The organism is Streptomyces sp. NBC_00287 (genome assembly GCF_036173105.1).
In the GTDB taxonomy this organism is placed as follows: Bacteria; Actinomycetota; Actinomycetes; order Streptomycetales; family Streptomycetaceae; genus Streptomyces.
Window position 1 is genome coordinate 4,751,796 of the sequence record NZ_CP108053.1, and the last position, 18,063, is coordinate 4,769,858.

Sequence of the window (18,063 nt, forward strand, 5' to 3'; positions counted from 1 at the left end):
AACCGCTGCATATGCGTCCGCACTACCCCACCGCATGAGCCCTACTATCGGCTCGCCATGACAGCAGCAGGGAAGCACCAGGTGAGCCGCGCGGAGACCGCCCGCCGGGGCAACCGGCCGGGCCGAGCAGGCATCAGAGACGTCGCCGCCGCCGCCGGAGTCTCCATCACGACCGTCTCCGACGCCCTCAACGGCAAGGGCCGGCTCCCCGACGCCACCCGACGCCACGTCCGCGAGGTCGCCGACCGGCTGGGCTACCGCCCGTCGGCCGCGGCCCGAACCCTCCGTACCGGCAAGTCAGGACTCATCGGCCTGACCGTGACGACATACGGGGATGAACCTTTCACCTTCACCGAATTCGCCTACTTCGCCGAGATGGCCAGAGCCGCCACCTCAGCCGCGCTAGCCCGCGGCTACGCCCTGGTCATCCTGCCCGCGACCTCCCGCCACGACGTGTGGTCGAACGTCGCCCTGGACGGCACGGTCGTCATCGACCCGTCCGACCAGGACCCGGTGGTCAGCGAACTGGTCCGGCAGGGTTTACCGGTCGTCTCCGACGGCCGCCCCGCCGGCTCACTGCCGGTCACCGCCTGGGTCGACAACGACCACGAGGCCGCGGTCATGGGCATCCTCGACCACCTCGCGGACGCCGGCGCCCGCCGCATCGGCCTGCTGACCGGGACGACGACGGACACCTACACCCATCTGTCCACCACCGCCTACCTCCGCTGGTGCGAGCGGGTCGGCCAGGACCCGGTCTACGAGGCCTACCCGGCCCACGACCCGTGCGCGGGCGCCGTCGCCGCCGACCGGCTGCTGGCCCGCCCCGACCGCCCCGACGCCGTCTACGGCCTGTTCGACCCGAACGGCACCGATCTGCTCGCCGCCGCCCGCCGCTACGGGCTGCGGGTACCGGACGACCTGCTTCTGGTCTGTTGCAGCGAGTCCACCGTGTACGCCAACACCGAACCGCCCATCACCACGCTCTCGCTGAAGCCGCGCCGCATCGGCACCGCGGTGGTGCAACTGCTCATCGACGCGATCGAGGGGGTCGAATCGGACCAACCGGTCGAGCAGGTGATACCGACCGAGCTGATCGTGCGTACCTCGTCCCAGCGACGTCCGCCGCGTACGACCGTCAGTCCGCCGCGGTCGCCCGAGGAGCAGTAGAACCGGACCGAAAGGCAGGCGGTAGAAGCCCTGCCCAATCGGGGCGAAAGCCGTGGTGAACCGGAGCCCTGCTCTGATTCACCACCCCTGGGTCATCACATGGCGCGATCGGCATTCCTATGATGGGCCCACGACACCGCGGGCCGCTGCGACCAGGCAGTCCGGAGCGGTGCAGCTGCGGCGCGATGGTGGAGGGGTCTGATGACTCAGGGGGCCGGTCAGGGACCCGAGGTGGAGCGGACGGCGACGTTGCGCGACTTCCGGGTACCCGCGTACGTCCACGAGACCGGTCCGTACGTCCACAGCACGCATCCGGGCGACATCGCGCCGCTCATCGGGGAGACCTACCCGCAGGGGTACACCCCCACCCAGCGCGACCTGCCCGTCATCAACCGCGGTGACACGGTTCAGGTGACCGTCGAGCCGGTGACCGCGGTGGCCGCGCAGCAGGCGGACGGCCCCGGTCCGCTGTTCGTCGTGGGCGATGTGCACGGCTACCTCGACGAACTGGTGGCCGCCCTCCAGGAGAAGGGCCTGATCGACTCCGCGGGCAACTGGTGCGCGGGCACCGCCCGGCTGTGGTTCCTCGGCGACTTCACCGACCGCGGCCCGGACGGCATCGGCGTCATCGACCTCGTGATGCGGCTGTCCGCCGAGGCCGCCGCGGCCGGCGGCTACTGCAAGGCCCTGATGGGCAATCACGAACTGCTGCTGATCGGCGCCAAGCGGTTCTCCGACACCCCCGTCAACTCCGGCGCGGGCACCGCCACCTTCCAGGCGGCCTGGCTGCTCAACGGCGGCCAGAAGACCGACATGGACCGCCTCCAGGACCACCACCTCCAGTGGATGGCCCGCCTGGACGCCATGGAGGAGGTCGACGGGCATCTGCTCGTCCACTCCGACACCACCGCCTACCTGGACTACGGCCACTCCATCGAAGAGGTCAACGACACGGTCCGCGAGACCCTCACCCGCAATGACGCGGACGAGTGCTGGGACCTGTTCCGCAAGTTCACCAAGCGCTTCTCCTTCCGCGACGAGGGCGGCTCCGACGCCGTACGCTCCCTGCTCGATACGTACGGCGGCACCCGTATCGTTCACGGCCACAGCCCGATTCCCTATCTGCTGGGCGAGGTCGGCTCCGAGGACGGCGAGGACAACGGCGGCCCGGTGGTCGAGGGACCGCACATCTACGCCGACGGTCTGGCCATCGCGATGGACGGCGGAGTGACCATGGCCGGAAAGCTGCTGGTCCAGCAACTTCCCCTGGATATCTGAACGTTTGGCGGGCAGACGTCCCCCCGGGCCGGAACGACCGGAGACGACGCAGGCCAGGGCCCAATTTCTGGAAACCCCCTGTCACCGTGTGCCGTCACCGCTCTACCATCGGCTTATCCGTAGCAGGCTCCCCTCCGTTTCTGCCCGACGGCTCGTCGCCATGCGAGCCCCAAGCCCTACGGAGCATCGGGGGATGCACATGAACAGCGTTCCGCAGCACCTGCACAGTGAGGACCGCCAGGAGTACGAGCGGATCCTCGATGAGGCGCTGCGCTCCGCACCAACCCGCCCGGAACTGGCCGCTGTCGGACAGCGGCTCAACCCCGAACAGCTGCGCACCATGGCGCTCAACGCCTCCGCAATCATCACGGCGGCCGCGGCGACCGAGTACCAGCATTACGTGAAGGTCCGCGAGGAACTGCGCCGGCCGGCGCCGTCCACCCCGTCGTCCGTCCGCGAGTCCGGCTCCACCGAGTCGGGTCCGAGCGCGATGGGGCTCGCCGCCACCATGGGAGAGACCGCCGCCGAGACCGCAGGCGCGGGCATCGTCGCCGTCGCGGCCGTCCTCACCCCCGTCCTCGCCGGAATCGCCGCGGCGATCTTCCTGCTCGTCGGCTACATCCTGAAGATGCTCGAACCCGAGCCGGCGTTCGCCCAGACGATGCTCACCACCGGCTGGGTGTTCGGCGCCGTGACGGCGGCCGCGATCCTTGTCGCCGCCGTGGGACTGCTGCTCACCGCCCTGCGCAACAGGCCGGCGCTCGATACCGGCCTTTACGGGGAGTTGGGCAGCGAGGTGACCCGGGCCAGGGAAGCCTGGCGTGAAGCCCTGCTGGAGCGCGGCATCCTGCCGTTCCTGCGGGACGCGCTGGCCGACCCCGGCACCGCCGCCGCCCTGCACCGCACGGCACCCACGGCGCCCAGCCGTATCCCGAACCTCGGCTACGACCGCCCGGGCTTCTCCAGCCCCGGCGAGGGCTCTGCGTCAGGCCCACGCCCGAGCTTCACCAGCCCGGACTACACCAGCCCGGATTACGGGGGCCCGGAGCACCAGCCGGAGTGACCCCGGCCCCTCGGCTTGCGCCCCCGTCGCGGGGAGCGCAAGCCGAATGTCCGGGGGTTCAGCCGTGTTCAGAGGATGCCCGCGCTGCGTGCGGCCACCGTCCAGAGCGGGAACTCCGACAGCAGCCGGTCGTACAGCTGCGGGTCGGGGACCGTGCTGATGTCGTCCACCGCGAAGAAGCCGACGTTGTCGACGCGGCGGCCGGGCAGGGTGTCGAAGCGCTCCAGGACTCCGTAGTCCGACTTGCCGAGGCCCACGAACTGCCAGAAGATCGGCTCCTCGACCGCCTCCCGGAGCTCCTTCTCGATCTGGGCGTTGCGGTAGACGCCTCCGTCGGAGAAGAACAGCACCAGGGTGGGGACCGGGGCCGGGGTCTGGCGGACGTAGGTACGGACTTCGGCGATCACCTTCTGTTCCTCGTTCTGGATGCCGACCGTGCGCATGTCGACCTGCCTGTCATCAAGACCCTTCTTGCGCTTCTTGGCGCCGAAGAGGCTCATCTCGCCGCACCGGACATGCAGCCGCGTCCACTCCGGCAGCTCCCCGATCCGGAAGTCGGGCAGCCGGGCCGGGTTCGAGGCGAAGGTCCAGGCCTGCATCTCCCCGTCGTCGTCCAACTGCGCGGCCACGGCGGCCATCCGCTCCACGACGTCCGCGACGACTCCCCGGGAGTACAGGAACGACATGGACCCGGAGGCGTCCAGCACCAGGATGACCCGCGCGGTGATACCGGCCGCGCCGTGCTTGCTGAGACTGACCGCGACCTGCTGCTTACGGAGGTCGAGGCGCTTGCGCATGTCCACGGGCAAGCGCTCTTCGCCCTTGGTGAGGTTGGGGGAGGCGGAGGTGGGAGCGACGGTGGCTGCAGCGGGCGGGGCGGCGGCGGGCGGGGCGGCAGGCGCAGGCGCCGTCGTCGGCACCGGCGGCGGCGACGGTACGGCGGTCTCCTCCTCGTCCACCGTGATGCCGAAGTCCGTTGCCAGTCCCGCGAGTCCGGACGCGTATCCCTGCCCTACGGCCCGGAACTTCCACTTCCCTTGACGCAGATACAACTCGCCGCCGATGAACGCGGTCTCCGTGGCCGCCTCCGCGACGAACCGGGCGAGCTCGCTCCCGGTCCGGTCGTCGATCAACTTCAGTGTCAGTCCGGGCACTTGCCCGAAGGTTCCGCCGTCGGCCGATGCGCACAGCACGATCCGCTCGACGGCCGCCTCGACCGCCCCGAGGTCCACCGCCACGGTGTCGGTGACGAGGCCCCCGGTCCGCTGCTTGCCGAGGTGGCTGACGGCCTTGGAGGCGTGGTGCGGCTGGTTGTAGAAGATGAAGTCGGCGTCGTCCCGCACGCGTCCGGCCGCGGTCAGCAGCAGCGCCGAGGCGTCCACGTCGGGCACTCCGGGTCCTTCGGACCAGGAGAGCTCCACGCGAACCGCCGGGGAGTCGACAGGAAGATTGGCGCCCTTGCTCAGTGCGGTCATGGGATCAGTCTGCCCAGTGAGGCGGTGCCCCGGAAGCCCGGAACACCACCTCACCCCGGTGCGGCACCCTCACCGCTCCCCACCGGACGATGTTCCGACCCGGTGAGGCCGGAAGGCCCGCGGGCGGTGCGCTCGTCGAATTCCTCCCGTGCGGTCTGGATAGCGGCGATGTTCGCCTGCGACCAGTCGGTGATGCTCTGCACCAGCCCGCCCACCTCCTGGCCCAGTTCGGTCAGGTGGTACTCCACGCAGGGTGGCACGGTCGGATACACACGGCGTTTCAGCAGGCCCTCGCGCTCCAGCGCACGCAGGGTCTGCGTCAGAACCTTCGACGTCACGCCGTCCAACCGGCGGCGCAGTTCGGCGAACCTCATGGGTTCGCCGTCCTCAAGTGCCACCAGCACCAGCATGGTCCACTTCCCGGCAATCAGCTCAAGCACGGCACGGGTGGGACAGTCGCGTAGAAAGACGTCCACGCCACCGTGTTTCCTCAGGTCGAAGCCGGTATCCATGAGGAACCTCGATATCAGACAAGTGCCTTCTTCCGCAGGGTTCTCGCACGGGCCGACTATGGAACGCACCGTGATCCCCTGACGAGGAGTCCTGATGTCAGCCCGCATGCATGCCATCGTCCAGTCCGCGTTCGGCGGTCCTGAGGTGCTCGCCTACACCCGAACCGACGTGCCGGAACCGGGGCCCGGAGAGGTGCTGCTGAAGGTCGCCGGTGCCGGAGTCAACCCGGGCGACGCGGTTCTCCGGGCCGGGCGTGTGCCGGAGCTGGTCACCCTGCCGTGGACACCGGGCAACGACGTGGCCGGTGTCGTCGAGCGGGTCGGCAAGGGCGTGACACGCTTCGTGCCGGGTGACGCGGTGTACGGCATGCTGGCGGTCACCCGGCGCGGCGCGTACGCCGAGTACACCGCCGCGCCGGCCGACGCACTGGCCCTCGCGCCCAAGAACCTCGCCTTGGCGCACGCGGGGGCCGTGCCTCTGGTCGCGGTCACGGCGTGGCAGGCTCTGGCCGTGCTCGCGCGGGTCCGGCCCGGCGACCGGGTACTGATCCATGCGGCGGCCGGCGGCGTCGGTCACGTCGCGGTGCAGCTGGCCAAGGAGTTGGGAGCGCACGTCATCGGTACCGCGCGGGCGGCCAACCATGACCGTCTGCGCGGGCTGGGCGCCGACGAACTGATCGACTACACCACCACCGACTTCCGGACCGCGTTGGCTCCGGTGGACACGGTCCTGGACCTGGTCGGCGGTTCCTACGGGCCGCACTCCCTGGACGTGCTCCGGCCGGGGGGTCTGCTCATCGGGGCGTCAATCGACCCGGGAACGGACGAGCGGCAGGCCTCCGCCCGCGGCTTGCGGTACACGTGGGTCACGGCTGAGCCCTCCGGTGAGTTGCTGGAGCAGATCACTGAACGCATCGAGGCAGGGCGGCTACGGGTCACGGTCCAGCACACATACCCCCTGGCCGAAGCCGCCGAGTCCCACCGCACCATCGAGGCCAAGCGCACCACCGGCAAGATCGTCCTCGTTCCGTGACCGACTCGGTGACCAAGCGGGTCCGCGCTTCGTGTGCTGCCCTCGGGCCGGCTCCCAAACGCGGACCGCTCCACGTGGACCTCAGTCCGCGATCGGCAGGTACACCCGGTTCCCGCTCGCCGCGAACTCCTTGGACTTCTGGGCCATACCCTCCTCGATCTCCCCCGGTGTGCTGCCGTGCTGACGGCGGATGTCCTGCGAGATCTTCATCGAGCAGAACTTCGGACCGCACATGGAGCAGAAGTGGGCGGTCTTGGCGGGCTCCGCCGGCAGGGTCTCGTCGTGGAACTCCCGTGCCGTGTCCGGGTCGAGGGCCAGATTGAACTGGTCCTCCCACCGGAACTCGAAGCGGGCGTCGGACAGCGCGTCGTCCCACTCCTGCGCACCTGGGTGCCCCTTGGCGAGGTCGGCTGCGTGGGCGGCGATCTTGTAGGTGATGACGCCGGTCTTGACGTCGTCACGGTTGGGCAGGCCCAAGTGCTCCTTGGGCGTGACGTAGCAGAGCATGGCCGTGCCCCACCAGGCGATCATCGCGGCACCGATGCCGGAGGTGATGTGGTCGTACGCCGGCGCGACGTCCGTCGTCAGCGGGCCGAGCGTATAGAACGGAGCTTCATCACAGATCTCCTGCTGAAGGTCGATGTTCTCCTTGATCTTGTGCATCGGGACATGTCCCGGGCCCTCGATCATGGTCTGTACGTTGAAACGCTTCGCGATCCGGTTGAGTTCCCCGAGCGTCCTCAACTCGGCGAACTGCGCTTCGTCGTTGGCGTCCGCGATCGAGCCGGGCCTGAGGCCGTCGCCGAGCGAGTACGTGACGTCGTAGGCGGCGAGGATCTCGCACAGCTCCTCGAAGTTCTCGTACAGGAAGCTCTCCTTGTGGTGCGCCAGGCACCACGCGGCCATGATCGAGCCGCCGCGCGAGACGATGCCCGTCTTGCGGTTGGCGGTCAGCGGCACATACGGCAGGCGGACACCCGCGTGGACCGTCATGTAGTCCACGCCCTGCTCGGCCTGTTCGATGACCGTGTCCTTGTAGACCTCCCAGGTCAGCTCCTCGGCCCTGCCGTCGACCTTCTCCAGGGCCTGGTAGAGCGGCACCGTGCCGATGGGGACGGGGGAGTTGCGCAGCACCCATTCGCGGGTGGTGTGGATGTTGCGGCCGGTGGACAGGTCCATGACCGTGTCGGCGCCCCAGCGGGTCGCCCAGGTCATCTTCTCGACCTCCTCCTCGATGGAGGACGTCACCGCGGAGTTGCCGATGTTGGCGTTGACCTTCACCAGGAACCGCTTGCCGATGATCATCGGCTCGATCTCCGGGTGGTTGACGTTCGCCGGCAGCACGGCCCGGCCCGCTGCGATCTCCTCGCGCACAACTTCCGGAGAAACGTTCTCCCGGATAGCCACGTACTCCATCTCGGGCGTGATCTCGCCCCGGCGCGCATACGCGAGCTGGGTGACTGCCTGGCCGTCCCTGCTGCGGCGCGGCAGTCGCGGCCGGCCGGGGAACACGGCGTCGAGGTTGCGCAGATTGCCGCCGCGGGGCGAGGTGTGCTTGATCCCGTCGTCCTCGGGACGGACAGGACGGCCCGCGTACTCCTCGGTGTCGCCGCGGGCGATGATCCAGTTCTCCCGCAGCGGGGCCAGACCCCGGCGGACGTCGGTGTCGACCAGCGGATCGGTGTACGGGCCGGAGGTGTCGTACAGCGTGACGGACTGCCCGTTGGTGAGGTGCACCTGACGAACCGGCACCCGTAGATCGGGGCGCGTGCCCTCAACGTACGCCTTGTGCCAGCCGATGGACTTCCCGGCCTCCTCGGACTTCTCGTCCTGGCTGGAGGCAGGCGTGCGTGCGTCCTTGATGGTCATGAGACCTACTCCCTACGCCGGCATTACCCGGTAACAGGTTCGGCGGTCGACGCAGCGGCTTCCGTCTGCCGACGTTTCGTGGGGAAAGTCACTCGCGTGTGGTGACGTTCCACGTGAAACATCGCTGGGACGGAGGTCAGCGCCCTCTCAGCCCGGTGCTCCGAGCTCCCGCGTGTACAAAGGTGCCCCCACGCTAGCGCCAATTCGGGCGCGGTGAACAGGGGGCCCCTGTCGTTCTTGCGATGATCGGTCGGTGACCACGACGCATGAACCCCCGTTCCCGCCCGAGCCGCCCCACGGCCCCGGTTCCGGATCCACCGGCGGCGGTGACGGGCATGGGCACGGAAATGGCCATTCCCACAGCCATGCCCATGGACCGGCTGCTCCGGTCTCCAAGCATCTGCGCAAGGTCATCGCGGCGGTCATCATCCCGTTCGCCACGGCGGTGGTCGTCGGGCTCGTCGTGCTGTGGCCGGGCGGCGCGCCCGGGCACGAGCGCACCGGAGTCGGCTTCGACCGGCAGACCCAGCAGGCCACGGTCACCAAGGTCGAGGAGGTCAGCTGCTCCGCGGCGGGCGCCTCCGGAGTCCCCCCGACCGGCGACACCTCCACCGCCGAGGGCTCCTCGGCGCAGCAACAGGAGGACGGCACCTGCAAGAAGGCGACGGTCCGCGTCGACACCGGCAAGGACAAGGGCCGCACCTTCACCGAGATCGTCCAGCCCGACCAGTCGCGGCAGTTGCACGAGGGCGAGAAGGTCGTGGTGGCCTACGAGCCCTCGGCCCCCAAGGATCTTCAGTACGCGGTCACCGACGTCAACCGCCGGGTCCCGATGGCGGTGCTCGCCGGCCTCTTCGCGCTGGTCGTCGTGGTGGTGGGCCGACTGCGCGGTGTCATGGCGCTGATCGCCCTGGCCATCAGCTTCCTGGTGCTGACCCTCTTCATCCTGCCCGCCATCCTCCAGGGGTCGAACCCCCTGGTCGTGGCGGTCGTCGGGGCGAGCGCCATCATGCTGATCGCCCTCTATATGTGCCATGGCCTGTCGGCACGAACATCCGTGGCGGTGCTCGGCACGCTGATCTCGCTGCTGCTCATCGGCATCCTCGGCTCCGTCTTCATCGACTGGGCAGCCCTCACCGGCAACACGGACGACAACACCGGTCTGATCCACGGGCTGTACCCGGAGATCGACATGAGCGGTCTGCTGCTCGCCGGCATCATCATCGGTTCCCTCGGTGTCCTCGACGATGTGACGGTCACCCAGACCTCGGCCGTCTGGGAGCTGCACGAGGCCAACCCCACGATGGGCTGGCGCGGGTTGTACCGGGCCGCCATCCGGATCGGCCGCGATCACATCGCGTCCGTCGTCAACACCCTCGTCCTCGCCTACGCGGGCGCCGCGCTGCCGTTGCTGCTGCTCTTCTCGATCGCCGAGAGCAGTGTGGGCACGGTCGCCAACAGCGAGCTGGTGGCGGAGGAGATCGTGCGCACGCTGGTCGGCTCGATCGGCCTGGTCGCTTCCGTCCCCGTCACCACGGCCCTGGCCGCCCTGGTGGTCTCGGCCGACCGCCCCGAACGGGAGCCCGCGATGGCCGGCGGCCAACCGGCTCCGGCACGTGGGGGGCGGGGGAGGCGGCGGAAGCGTTGAGGGCCGGGGGCAGGGCTGAAGGTGAGGCCGGGGTTGAAGGGTGAGGCCGGGGGCCGGTCCGACCGCTTCCCCCATCAGAGAAGAAGCGTTCCTGCACAACCCCACAGCCCCTGCTGAAGCGTTACGGCTCCCGCGCGGCGCCCTGCCGTAACGCTTCAGCCCGCGCTCTGCTCCTCCGCCAGGATGCGGTCCAGGGCCTCGTCGAGGCCGGCCTCGAAGTCGGACAACGCACCCTCCTGGCCCAGCGGCACCAGCTTGTCGGTGCGGTCGAGGAACGCCACGAGCGGCGCGGCGGAGGAACGGAACAGTGCGTGATCGCCGCCGACCTGAAGCCGGATCAGCACATCACCGAGCTCGTCGGGGTCGGCCGGCGAGACACGCACATCGCCCTCACCGCACGGCCGACCCACACCGTCGATCAGCAGCTCCCGCCCGAACGCCCAGGTCACCGGCGCGTCTCCGGGCAGATGGAAGGTCAGCCGCACGGCATAGGGATCACAGGTCTCGTATCGCAATTCCACCGGAATGCGGAAGGAGAGCTCCTCGGAGACGAGAAAGCTCATCATGACCTCTGCCTGTACGGACTCGCGCATCGCCTACCCCGTCATCTGCCGTCGAATTGGCCAGGAATGATCCCCCTGACGCTGATGGCATCTTGCTGAACGTACACGACAGATCACAAGGAGTGAGTTTTCAGATACTGATAGAGATCGCCAGTGACCCAAGATGTCGTCCGATCTCGCTCTGCAACTGCCGTGCCGCGACCAGCAGACGGTCGGCCTGATGGGACGGGAGGGAGATGGCCATCGTCGCCGCCGTGGTACCGACGGTGATCGGAATCGCCGCGCACACCGTGCCCAGTGCGTACTCCTGACGCTCGATCACCAGCTCCATACGCCGCATCCGGTCCAGCCGCCGCAACAGTGTGTGATCGTCGCGGACGGTGTACGGGGTGATGGGCTGAACGGGGTAGCGCTCCAAGTGGTCGCGGCGCGCGGCTTCGTCGACCTGGGCCAGCAGACACTGCCCGATGGCATGCGCGTGCCCCGTCTCGCGGAAGTCGGCCCACTCCTCGACCGCCGGATTGCCCGGGGTGTCGGAGACACACATGACCTCGATCTCCCCCTCGCGGTACATCGCGTAGTACACGGGTACGCCGATGGAGTCCCGCCAGTGCGCGAGCGCGTCGGCGACCGCGCTGCGACGTTTCTGCTGTGCTCCGCTGCTGCTCAGCCGCTCGGCCGCCTCTCCGAGGAAGAACAGGCCCTTGTCCCGGCGGAGATAGCCCTCGTGGACGAGGGTGCGCAGCAAGTGATACGCGGTGGGCAGCGCCAGGCCGGTCTCCCGGGCCAGTTGCTTGGCGGGGGCGCCGTGCTCGTGGTCGGCGACGGACTCCAGCAGGCGCATGGCGCGCTGGACGGATCCGATGAGGGTCGCGGAGTTGGCGGTGCCGGAGGAACTCGCCGGGTGGGGAGGATTCGCGGAGCCGGAAGTACTCGCCGGATGGGGAGGGTTCGCGGAGCCGGAAGTACTCGCCGGATGGGGAGGGCTCGCGGAGCCGGGCGGACTCGCCAGGCCGGGAGGGTTCGCGGAACCGGAAGTACCCGCCGGATCGGGAGAGTTCCCGGAACCTGAGGGACTCGTCGGGCTCGCGGGGCCCGTGGAGTTCTGGGGTGTCGGCTGTGTGGGGGGCCGGACACAGGTCCCGGTGCCAGGGTAGGGGGCCCGGGCGGGTGCGCGGGCTGCGGGGGTTTCGGAAGGTGCGGTGTCTACCGTGGCCAAGGGTCACTCCCGAAGCGCGAGGGGGCAGCCCGTGCGGGGAACACGGGTGGGGGTGTACGCCGCTCGCGGGGTTGTCCCCGCGTCGATTTCCGGACTCTAATCGTCCGCCACCGCTCGCAGACGGCCTGCCCGGAAAACTTCCCTCGGCCGAGGGAACCGATGATTCTGGTTACCGCTCACCGGTTGCCACGGAGTTCCTCACCAGTCGCTCTTCGAAGAAGAACTCGATGTGAACTTCCGTACGACATAGATCAGTCCACCGACCAGAGCCACGAAGACCAGCAGCTTGAACAGCAGCCCGATGACAAAGCCGACGACGCTCGCTATCAGCCCGCCGAACACCACCAGAGCGATGACCGGCACCGCGATCCACTTCACCCACCACGGCAGTCCTGCGAAGATCTCACCCATCGCCCTCGTCCTTACCTCTCCGCCCGTCGCTGTGCCGGGTTCTGTCGGACGGCCCGCGCTGTGCCGGCGGACCCGTCTCTGATTGCCTGCCTTCGATGCTAGGCGGGTGGAGGGCTCCGGCGGGGGCCTCGCGCCCCCTGTCCTCCCCTGATCGATCCCCTAGGGAATCCGGGGGCGGACCCTCAGCTCTCGGGCGGAGAGAACACCACGAGCACCCGCAGATCCTCGCTGATGTGGTGGAACTTGTGGGCCACGCCGGCCGGGACGTACACCACGCTGCCCCGCGCCACCTGGGTGGTCTCCATGCCGACGGTGATCGCGGCACGGCCGCTCACAACGAAGTAGACCTCGTCCTGGTTGTGCGGCTTCTGTGGATCATGCTCGCCCGCATTGAGCGCGTAGAGACCGACCGACATGTTCCGCTCCCGCAGAAACTGCAGGTAGGCGCCCTCATTGGCGGCGCGCTCCGCCTCCAGTTCATCCAGCCGGAATGCCTTCATCGCTCTTGTCCGCCCTCGTCCCACTGCTGGTTTCCGATCTCGTCTGCCACGATCAGACACATGAAGAATTTCGTAGTCAAGACGATCGCCAACGCGGGTGCCCTGGCGGTCGCCGTATGGCTGCTGGACAAGATCACCCTGACCGGTGACAGCACTGGCAAGAAGATCGGCACCCTGCTCCTGGTCGCGCTGATCTTCGGCCTGGTCAACTTCCTGGTGAAGCCGGTCGTGAAGCTGCTGAGCCTGCCGCTGCTCATCCTGACGCTCGGCCTGTTCACCCTGATCGTCAACGCGCTGATGCTGCTGCTGACCTCCTGGCTCGCCGACAAGCTCGACCTGAGCTTCCACGTCGACGGCTTCTGGACCGCCGTCCTCGGCGGCCTGATCATCTCGATCGTCTCCTGGGCGCTGAACGTCGTTCTGCCCGACGGGGACTGAGCGCCCATGACCTACCGCGTCTGCTTCGTGTGCACCGGCAACATCTGCCGCTCCCCGATGGCCGAGTCCGTCTTCCGCGCGCGTGTGGCGGAGGCCGGGCTCGACGGCCTGGTCGAGGTCGACAGCGCCGGTACGGGCGGCTGGCACGAGGGCGACCCGGCCGACCCGCGCACCGTCTCCGTCCTGGAGGAGCACGGCTACGACAGCGGCCACATCGCCCGCCAGTTCCAGGCCTCCTGGTTCGCCCGCCTGGACCTGGTCGTGGCACTCGACGAGGGCCACCTCAAGGCGCTGCGCCGGCTAGCCCCCACCGAGCAGGACGCGGCAAAGGTGCGGCTGTTGCGTTCGTACGACCCCACCTCGGGCGACGACGTCGACGTACCCGACCCCTACTACGGGGGCATGGAGGGCTTCGAGGAGTGTCTTGCGCTGGTCGAGGCGGCGAGCACCGGTCTGCTCGACGCGGTGCGCGAGAAGGCGGAGGAGCGGGCGGCATGAGCGACGCCGCGCGGGGCACGGGCGACGGCACGCGCGCGGTGCGTGCCGGACTGCCCGAGCCGGTCAAGCACGAACCGACCCTGCCCGGTCCGGTGTTCGCCGCCCACTTCCATCTGCCGGGCGACCCCACCGGGCCGTACACCTACGGCCGCGACGAGAACCCGACCTGGACCCATCTGGAGCGGGCCATCGGCGAGCTGGAGGCGCCGGACGAGGACGGCGTCGAGACGCTCGTGTTCGCCTCCGGCATGGCCGCCATCTCCTCGGTCCTCTTCTCCCAGCTGCGCGCCGGAGACGCGGTCGTCCTGCCCAGCGACGGCTATCAGGCACTGCCCCTGGTGCGCGACCAGATGGAGGCGTACGGCATCGAGGTGCGCACCGCGCCTACCGGAGGCGACGCCCAGCTCGACGTCCTCGACGGCGCCCGGCTGCTGTGGCTCGAGACGCCCTCCAATCCCGGCCTGGACGTCTGCGACATCCGGCGGCTCGTCGAGGCGGCACACGCGCGTGGCGCCCTCGTCGCCGTCGACAACACGCTCGCGACCCCGCTCGGGCAGCGCCCGCTGGAGCTCGGCGCCGACTTCTCGGTGGCGAGCGGCACCAAGCAGCTCACCGGGCACGGCGACATCCTGCTCGGATACGTGTGTGGACGCGGCGGCGAGGCGATGACCGCCGTCCGGCGCTGGCGCAAGATCGTCGGCGCGATTCCCGGCCCCATGGAGGCATGGCTCGCGCACCGCTCGCTCGCCACCCTCCAGTTGCGCGTGGACCGGCAGAACGCCACCGCCCTCGCGGTCGCCGAGGCGCTGCGCGACTGGCCGGAGGAGCTCGGAGTGCGTTACCCGGGGCTGCCGGCCGACCCCTCCCACCCGACCGCCGCACGGCAGATGCGCGGCTATGGCTGCGTGGTCTCCTTCACGCTCCCCACGCGCGCGCGTGCCGACCGTTTTCTCGACGCGCTGCGGCTCGTGGACGACGCGACCAGTTTCGGCGGGGTGCGGTCCACGGCCGAGCGGCGTGGACGCTGGGGCGGGGACGCGGTGCCGGAGGGCTTCATCCGGCTCTCGGTCGGTGCCGAAGACCCCGAGGATCTTGTGGCGGATGTGCTGCGAGCGCTGGACGAGTCGGCGCACTGAGCGCCTCGATGGGGGCCGGGCTACGTACAACGGACGGTCCGAGCCTCCCCCCTCGTGGCTCGGACCGTCCTCGGTTCCGCGCGCGAAGAACCGCGCGAACAAGGCTAGTTGACTCTGTGTCAGTGTCCAATCACAGTAGCGACAGAGACCTATCGACTTATTTATAGTTGGGCGCGGCCGGGGGGCTGAGGGAGGGCTGAGAAGGGGAGGGTGCGGCATGGACTTGGCCTTGTTACGCACCTTCGTGACTGTGCACCGGGCCGGCTCCTTCACCCGCGCCGCCGCCCTGCTCGGTCTGTCCCAGCCCGCGGTGACCTCCCAGATTCGCACGCTCGAACGGCAGCTGGGGCGCCCTCTGTTCCTCCGCCAGGCCCGGGGCGTGACCCCGACGACCATCGGCGACGAACTCGCGCACAAGGCCGCGCCACACCTGGACGCCCTGGTCGAGATCACCGAGACCGGCCTCGACGACGAGTCCTCGTTACGGACCCTGCACCTTGCCGGGCCTCCCGAGTTCACCGCCGAGCGGGCCCTGCCCGCGCTCACCGAGCTGACCGGCGAGGACGGCCAGGGCTTCGCGCTGCGGGCCTCCTTCGGCAATGCCGAGGAGACACTGGAGGGGCTGGCCGCCGGACATCATGATCTGGCCATCTGCACGGCCCGCCCACGCGGCGCTCTGCTCACCGCGACTGCGCTCTGCGACGAAGAGCATGTGCTGCTGGCCGCCCCGCGCTGGGCCGAGAAGATCGGCGACGGGACACCGCGCCGCAACGGAGCACCCGCACTGGAGGACGTGCCGGTGATCGAGGTGCATGAGTCGCTGCCCTTCGTCTCCCGCTACTGGGCCTCCGTCTTCGACTCCCGCCCCGCGGTCCCCGGCACCGTCATCGTCCCCGACCTACGGGCGGCCCTGGCCTGCGCGGTCGCGGGCGCCGGCCTAGCCGTGCTGCCCCGCTATCTCTGCGCGCCCGCTCTGGACCGCGGTGACGTCGTCGCCCTGCACGAACCCGCCGTACCGCCCCTGCGGACGTACTTCCTGGTGGTCCGCACCGGCACGCTGGCGATGCCGCATATCGCGCGAGCCCATGAGTGGCTTTTGCAGGCGGCCTCCGACTGGTGCTGAGCCCAATGCGGCCTCGGGCGACGGAGACATCACCCGCTGAGCTCACCCCGTGACGTTTCGCGATGTTTCACGTGGAACCAGCCGGGCCACATTTCTCCCATGACGGTCCGACCCGTGGTCAAGCGCACCGCCCGCGCCATTCTGCTGGACGGTGACGACCTGATTCTGATCAAGCGCACCAAGCCGGGCATGGATCCCTACTGGCTGACCCCCGGCGGCGGGGTCGAGCCGACGGACACGACCGTCGTGGAGGCCCTGCACCGCGAGGTGTACGAGGAACTCGGCGCCAAGATCATCGACGTGGTGCCCTGCTTCGTCGACACCGTCGAGCACATCGGCGAGGACGGCGGCGCGACCGGAGTGAAGGTGCAGCACTTCTTCGTCTGCCGTCTGGAGTCGATGGACACGTCCCTGCGGCACGGGCCCGAGATCGACGAACCGATCGGCGAGTACGAGATCGTGCGGGTGCCGTTCACCCGCGTCGGCATCGCCTCCGTACACCTCGTTCCGCTGTCGCTGCGCCACTATCTGGACGGCAACATCGAGGGCGTACGGGCCATGCACGCACCGGACCTCGGCTGAACTCAGCTCCCCGCGGCGACCAGTTCCTCCAGCGAGTCATGGCGTATGCGCTCCGAGGGGACGCCGATGTCCCTGAGGACATCCACACCGCTGCGGATCATCCCCGGTGGGCCCGACACATAGGCGTCGTACTCGTACCAGGGCCCGAATTCCCGTATGGCGTCGGGAAGCTGGACCAGCCCGTGCCGGTCCACCACGGGGCGGACCTCCAGCCACGGGTGGGACTGCTGGAGTCTGAGCATCGTGTCGATGTCGTACAGGTCGTGGTTGCTGCGGGCGCCGTAGAACACCTCGACCGGCCGCCGCTCGCCGTGTTCGGCGACGTCCTCGACCAGCGCCTTGATGGGGGCTATCCCGGTGCCGCCGCCGAGACAGAGCAGTCCGCTGTCGGTGGTGTGGTCCACGGTCATCGAGCCGGCCGGCGGGCCGAGCCGGAGGATGTCGCCGGGCCGGGCCCGGTGCACCAGCGCGTTGGACACCCAGCCCGCGGGGACGGCCTTCACGTGGAACGACAGCAGTCCGTCGGAGCGGGGCGCCGAGGCGAAGGAGTAGTGCCGCCAGATCCGCGGCCACCAGGGCGTCTCCAGGCTGGTGTACTGCCCGGCGAGGAAGGGGTAGGGCTGGTCGGGGCGGACCGTGACGACCGCGACGTCCGGCGTCCTCAGATCGTGCGAGACGACCTCCGCGTACCACCAGGCCGGGGCGCGCAGTTCATCCGTGGCCGCCGCGTCGATCATCACCTGCGAGATCGTCGTGTACGTCCGCACCCAGGCCGCCTCCGTCTCCGCGTCCCAGATGGCGGAGGCGTACTTGCTCAGCGCGCCGATGAGGCACTCGCCCACGGCCGGGTAATGCTCGGCCCGGGTGCCGTACTTGCGGTGGCCCCGGCCGAGGTTCTGCAGATACGCGACCAGGACCTCGGTGTTGTCGATGTGCTCGGCGGCCGTGAGTAGCGCCTTGAGCAGCCGGTCCCGCTGGGTGTCCATGGCGGCCGGGAACAGTGAGCGCAGATCGGGGTGGCGGACGAAGAGCAGCGCGTAGAAGTACGAGGTCACCTTGTCGGCCACGGGGCCGACTTCAGCCATCGTCCGGCGGACGAGGACGGCGTCCGGGGAGGCCTCCTGCGCGGGGGCGGGGCGCTGGACGGGGACGCGGGGCTCGTTGGGCGGGGGCGGGGTGGGGGCTGGGGGCTGGACGGGTATGTCGGACGGCCTGCCGTGGGTGGGCTGCGCAGGTATCTCGGACGGAGCCGCCTGCGGCGCTACCGGTGGTGAAGTGTCCTGTCGTACGGCCGGATTCGCCCCGGCACCCGGCCCGGGCCTGCCCACCGGGCGCATCGCCGCCAGTCGGCTGCCCTCGGGCGTCTCCGGCTCACTGCCCTGGGTCGGCGGCGGCTGTGTGCGCGGCGTGAACCAGCCGCCCCCGCCGCCGGAAGTGCCGTTGTCGGCCGACGTGGTGGTCGGAGCGTCCATGGTGTGTGCCTCGCCTCGAACATCTCTCGGTCGGTCTGCGCACTTCCTCGCTCGGAAGGTGCCTGCTTTCCCC

General features: G+C 69.4%; 18 protein-coding genes. 10 read left to right on the forward strand and 8 right to left on the reverse strand.

Annotated elements, in window-relative coordinates; all coding sequences use genetic code 11:
* Positions 1-57 precede the first annotated feature (57 nt).
* From OHT76_RS21660 to OHT76_RS21670, 3 genes are all read left to right on the forward strand, one after another.
* On the forward strand, positions 58-1,170 hold the full coding sequence (locus tag OHT76_RS21660; RefSeq protein WP_328872501.1) for a LacI family DNA-binding transcriptional regulator: 1,113 nt from the start codon (positions 58-60) through the stop codon (positions 1,168-1,170).
* A 201-nt stretch (positions 1,171-1,371) separates the two neighbouring features.
* On the forward strand, positions 1,372-2,448 hold the full coding sequence (locus tag OHT76_RS21665) for a metallophosphoesterase (protein WP_328872502.1): 1,077 nt from the start codon (positions 1,372-1,374) through the stop codon (positions 2,446-2,448).
* 193 nt (positions 2,449-2,641) lie between these two features.
* Positions 2,642-3,511 carry a hypothetical protein gene (locus tag OHT76_RS21670; RefSeq protein ID WP_328872503.1) on the forward strand — a complete coding sequence of 290 codons (870 nt, stop codon included), beginning with the start codon at positions 2,642-2,644 and terminating at the stop codon, positions 3,509-3,511.
* A 68-nt stretch (positions 3,512-3,579) separates the two neighbouring features.
* On the opposite strand, the gene OHT76_RS21675 is transcribed toward OHT76_RS21670, so the two are convergent.
* Both OHT76_RS21675 and OHT76_RS21680 read right to left on the reverse strand, forming a co-directional pair.
* Complete coding sequence (locus tag OHT76_RS21675) at positions 3,580-4,986, reverse strand: VWA domain-containing protein (RefSeq protein ID WP_328872504.1); 1,407 nt, start codon at positions 4,984-4,986, stop codon at positions 3,580-3,582.
* Between the two features lie 50 nt (positions 4,987-5,036).
* A complete protein-coding gene (locus tag OHT76_RS21680; RefSeq protein ID WP_328872505.1) occupies positions 5,037-5,498 on the reverse strand; it encodes a winged helix-turn-helix transcriptional regulator in 462 nt (153 codons plus the stop codon).
* 94 nt (positions 5,499-5,592) lie between these two features.
* On the opposite strand from OHT76_RS21680, the gene OHT76_RS21685 reads away from it, so the two are divergent.
* The gene (locus tag OHT76_RS21685) at positions 5,593-6,531 is read left to right on the forward strand and encodes an NADP-dependent oxidoreductase (protein ID WP_328872506.1); all 939 of its coding nucleotides are present in this window, start codon (positions 5,593-5,595) and stop codon (positions 6,529-6,531) included.
* Positions 6,532-6,612: 81 nt separating this feature from the next.
* Here OHT76_RS21685 and thiC read toward each other — a convergent pair whose 3' ends face one another.
* Positions 6,613-8,400, reverse strand: coding sequence for a phosphomethylpyrimidine synthase ThiC (gene thiC / locus OHT76_RS21690; RefSeq protein WP_328872507.1), 1,788 nt, complete (start codon positions 8,398-8,400; stop codon positions 6,613-6,615).
* A 253-nt stretch (positions 8,401-8,653) separates the two neighbouring features.
* On the opposite strand from thiC, the gene OHT76_RS21695 reads away from it, so the two are divergent.
* Positions 8,654-10,048, forward strand: coding sequence for a YibE/F family protein (locus tag OHT76_RS21695; protein WP_328872508.1), 1,395 nt, complete (start codon positions 8,654-8,656; stop codon positions 10,046-10,048).
* A 155-nt stretch (positions 10,049-10,203) separates the two neighbouring features.
* Here OHT76_RS21695 and OHT76_RS21700 read toward each other — a convergent pair whose 3' ends face one another.
* From OHT76_RS21700 to OHT76_RS21715, 4 genes are all read right to left on the reverse strand, one after another.
* Entirely contained in the window at positions 10,204-10,641 is a 438-nt protein-coding gene (locus OHT76_RS21700) for an SsgA family sporulation/cell division regulator (RefSeq protein WP_328872509.1), read from the reverse strand.
* Positions 10,642-10,741: 100 nt separating this feature from the next.
* The gene (locus OHT76_RS21705) at positions 10,742-11,455 is read right to left on the reverse strand and encodes an IclR family transcriptional regulator (RefSeq protein WP_328872510.1); all 714 of its coding nucleotides are present in this window, start codon (positions 11,453-11,455) and stop codon (positions 10,742-10,744) included.
* A gap of 573 nt (positions 11,456-12,028) precedes the next feature.
* A complete protein-coding gene (locus OHT76_RS21710; RefSeq protein ID WP_328872511.1) occupies positions 12,029-12,241 on the reverse strand; it encodes a DUF5326 family protein in 213 nt (70 codons plus the stop codon).
* A gap of 182 nt (positions 12,242-12,423) precedes the next feature.
* Entirely contained in the window at positions 12,424-12,741 is a 318-nt protein-coding gene (locus OHT76_RS21715; protein WP_067018163.1) for a cupin domain-containing protein, read from the reverse strand.
* 60 nt (positions 12,742-12,801) lie between these two features.
* Between OHT76_RS21715 and OHT76_RS21720 the strand changes: the two genes are divergently transcribed.
* From OHT76_RS21720 to OHT76_RS21740, 5 genes are all read left to right on the forward strand, one after another.
* Complete coding sequence (locus tag OHT76_RS21720) at positions 12,802-13,179, forward strand: phage holin family protein (RefSeq protein ID WP_328872512.1); 378 nt, start codon at positions 12,802-12,804, stop codon at positions 13,177-13,179.
* A gap of 6 nt (positions 13,180-13,185) precedes the next feature.
* Positions 13,186-13,677 carry a low molecular weight protein-tyrosine-phosphatase gene (locus OHT76_RS21725; RefSeq protein ID WP_328872513.1) on the forward strand — a complete coding sequence of 164 codons (492 nt, stop codon included), beginning with the start codon at positions 13,186-13,188 and terminating at the stop codon, positions 13,675-13,677.
* A complete protein-coding gene (locus OHT76_RS21730; RefSeq protein ID WP_328872514.1) occupies positions 13,674-14,813 on the forward strand; it encodes a cystathionine gamma-lyase in 1,140 nt (379 codons plus the stop codon). Before OHT76_RS21725 ends, OHT76_RS21730 begins: the two co-directional genes overlap by 4 nt.
* Before the next feature lie 217 nt (positions 14,814-15,030).
* On the forward strand, positions 15,031-15,936 hold the full coding sequence (locus OHT76_RS21735; RefSeq protein ID WP_328872515.1) for a LysR family transcriptional regulator: 906 nt from the start codon (positions 15,031-15,033) through the stop codon (positions 15,934-15,936).
* Positions 15,937-16,035: 99 nt separating this feature from the next.
* Complete coding sequence (locus tag OHT76_RS21740; RefSeq protein WP_328872516.1) at positions 16,036-16,518, forward strand: NUDIX hydrolase; 483 nt, start codon at positions 16,036-16,038, stop codon at positions 16,516-16,518.
* Positions 16,519-16,520: 2 nt separating this feature from the next.
* Here OHT76_RS21740 and OHT76_RS21745 read toward each other — a convergent pair whose 3' ends face one another.
* Positions 16,521-17,990: a globin domain-containing protein gene (locus tag OHT76_RS21745; RefSeq protein ID WP_328872517.1), complete on the reverse strand. Its 1,470-nt coding sequence runs from the start codon at positions 17,988-17,990 to the stop codon at positions 16,521-16,523.
* Positions 17,991-18,063 lie beyond the last annotated feature (73 nt).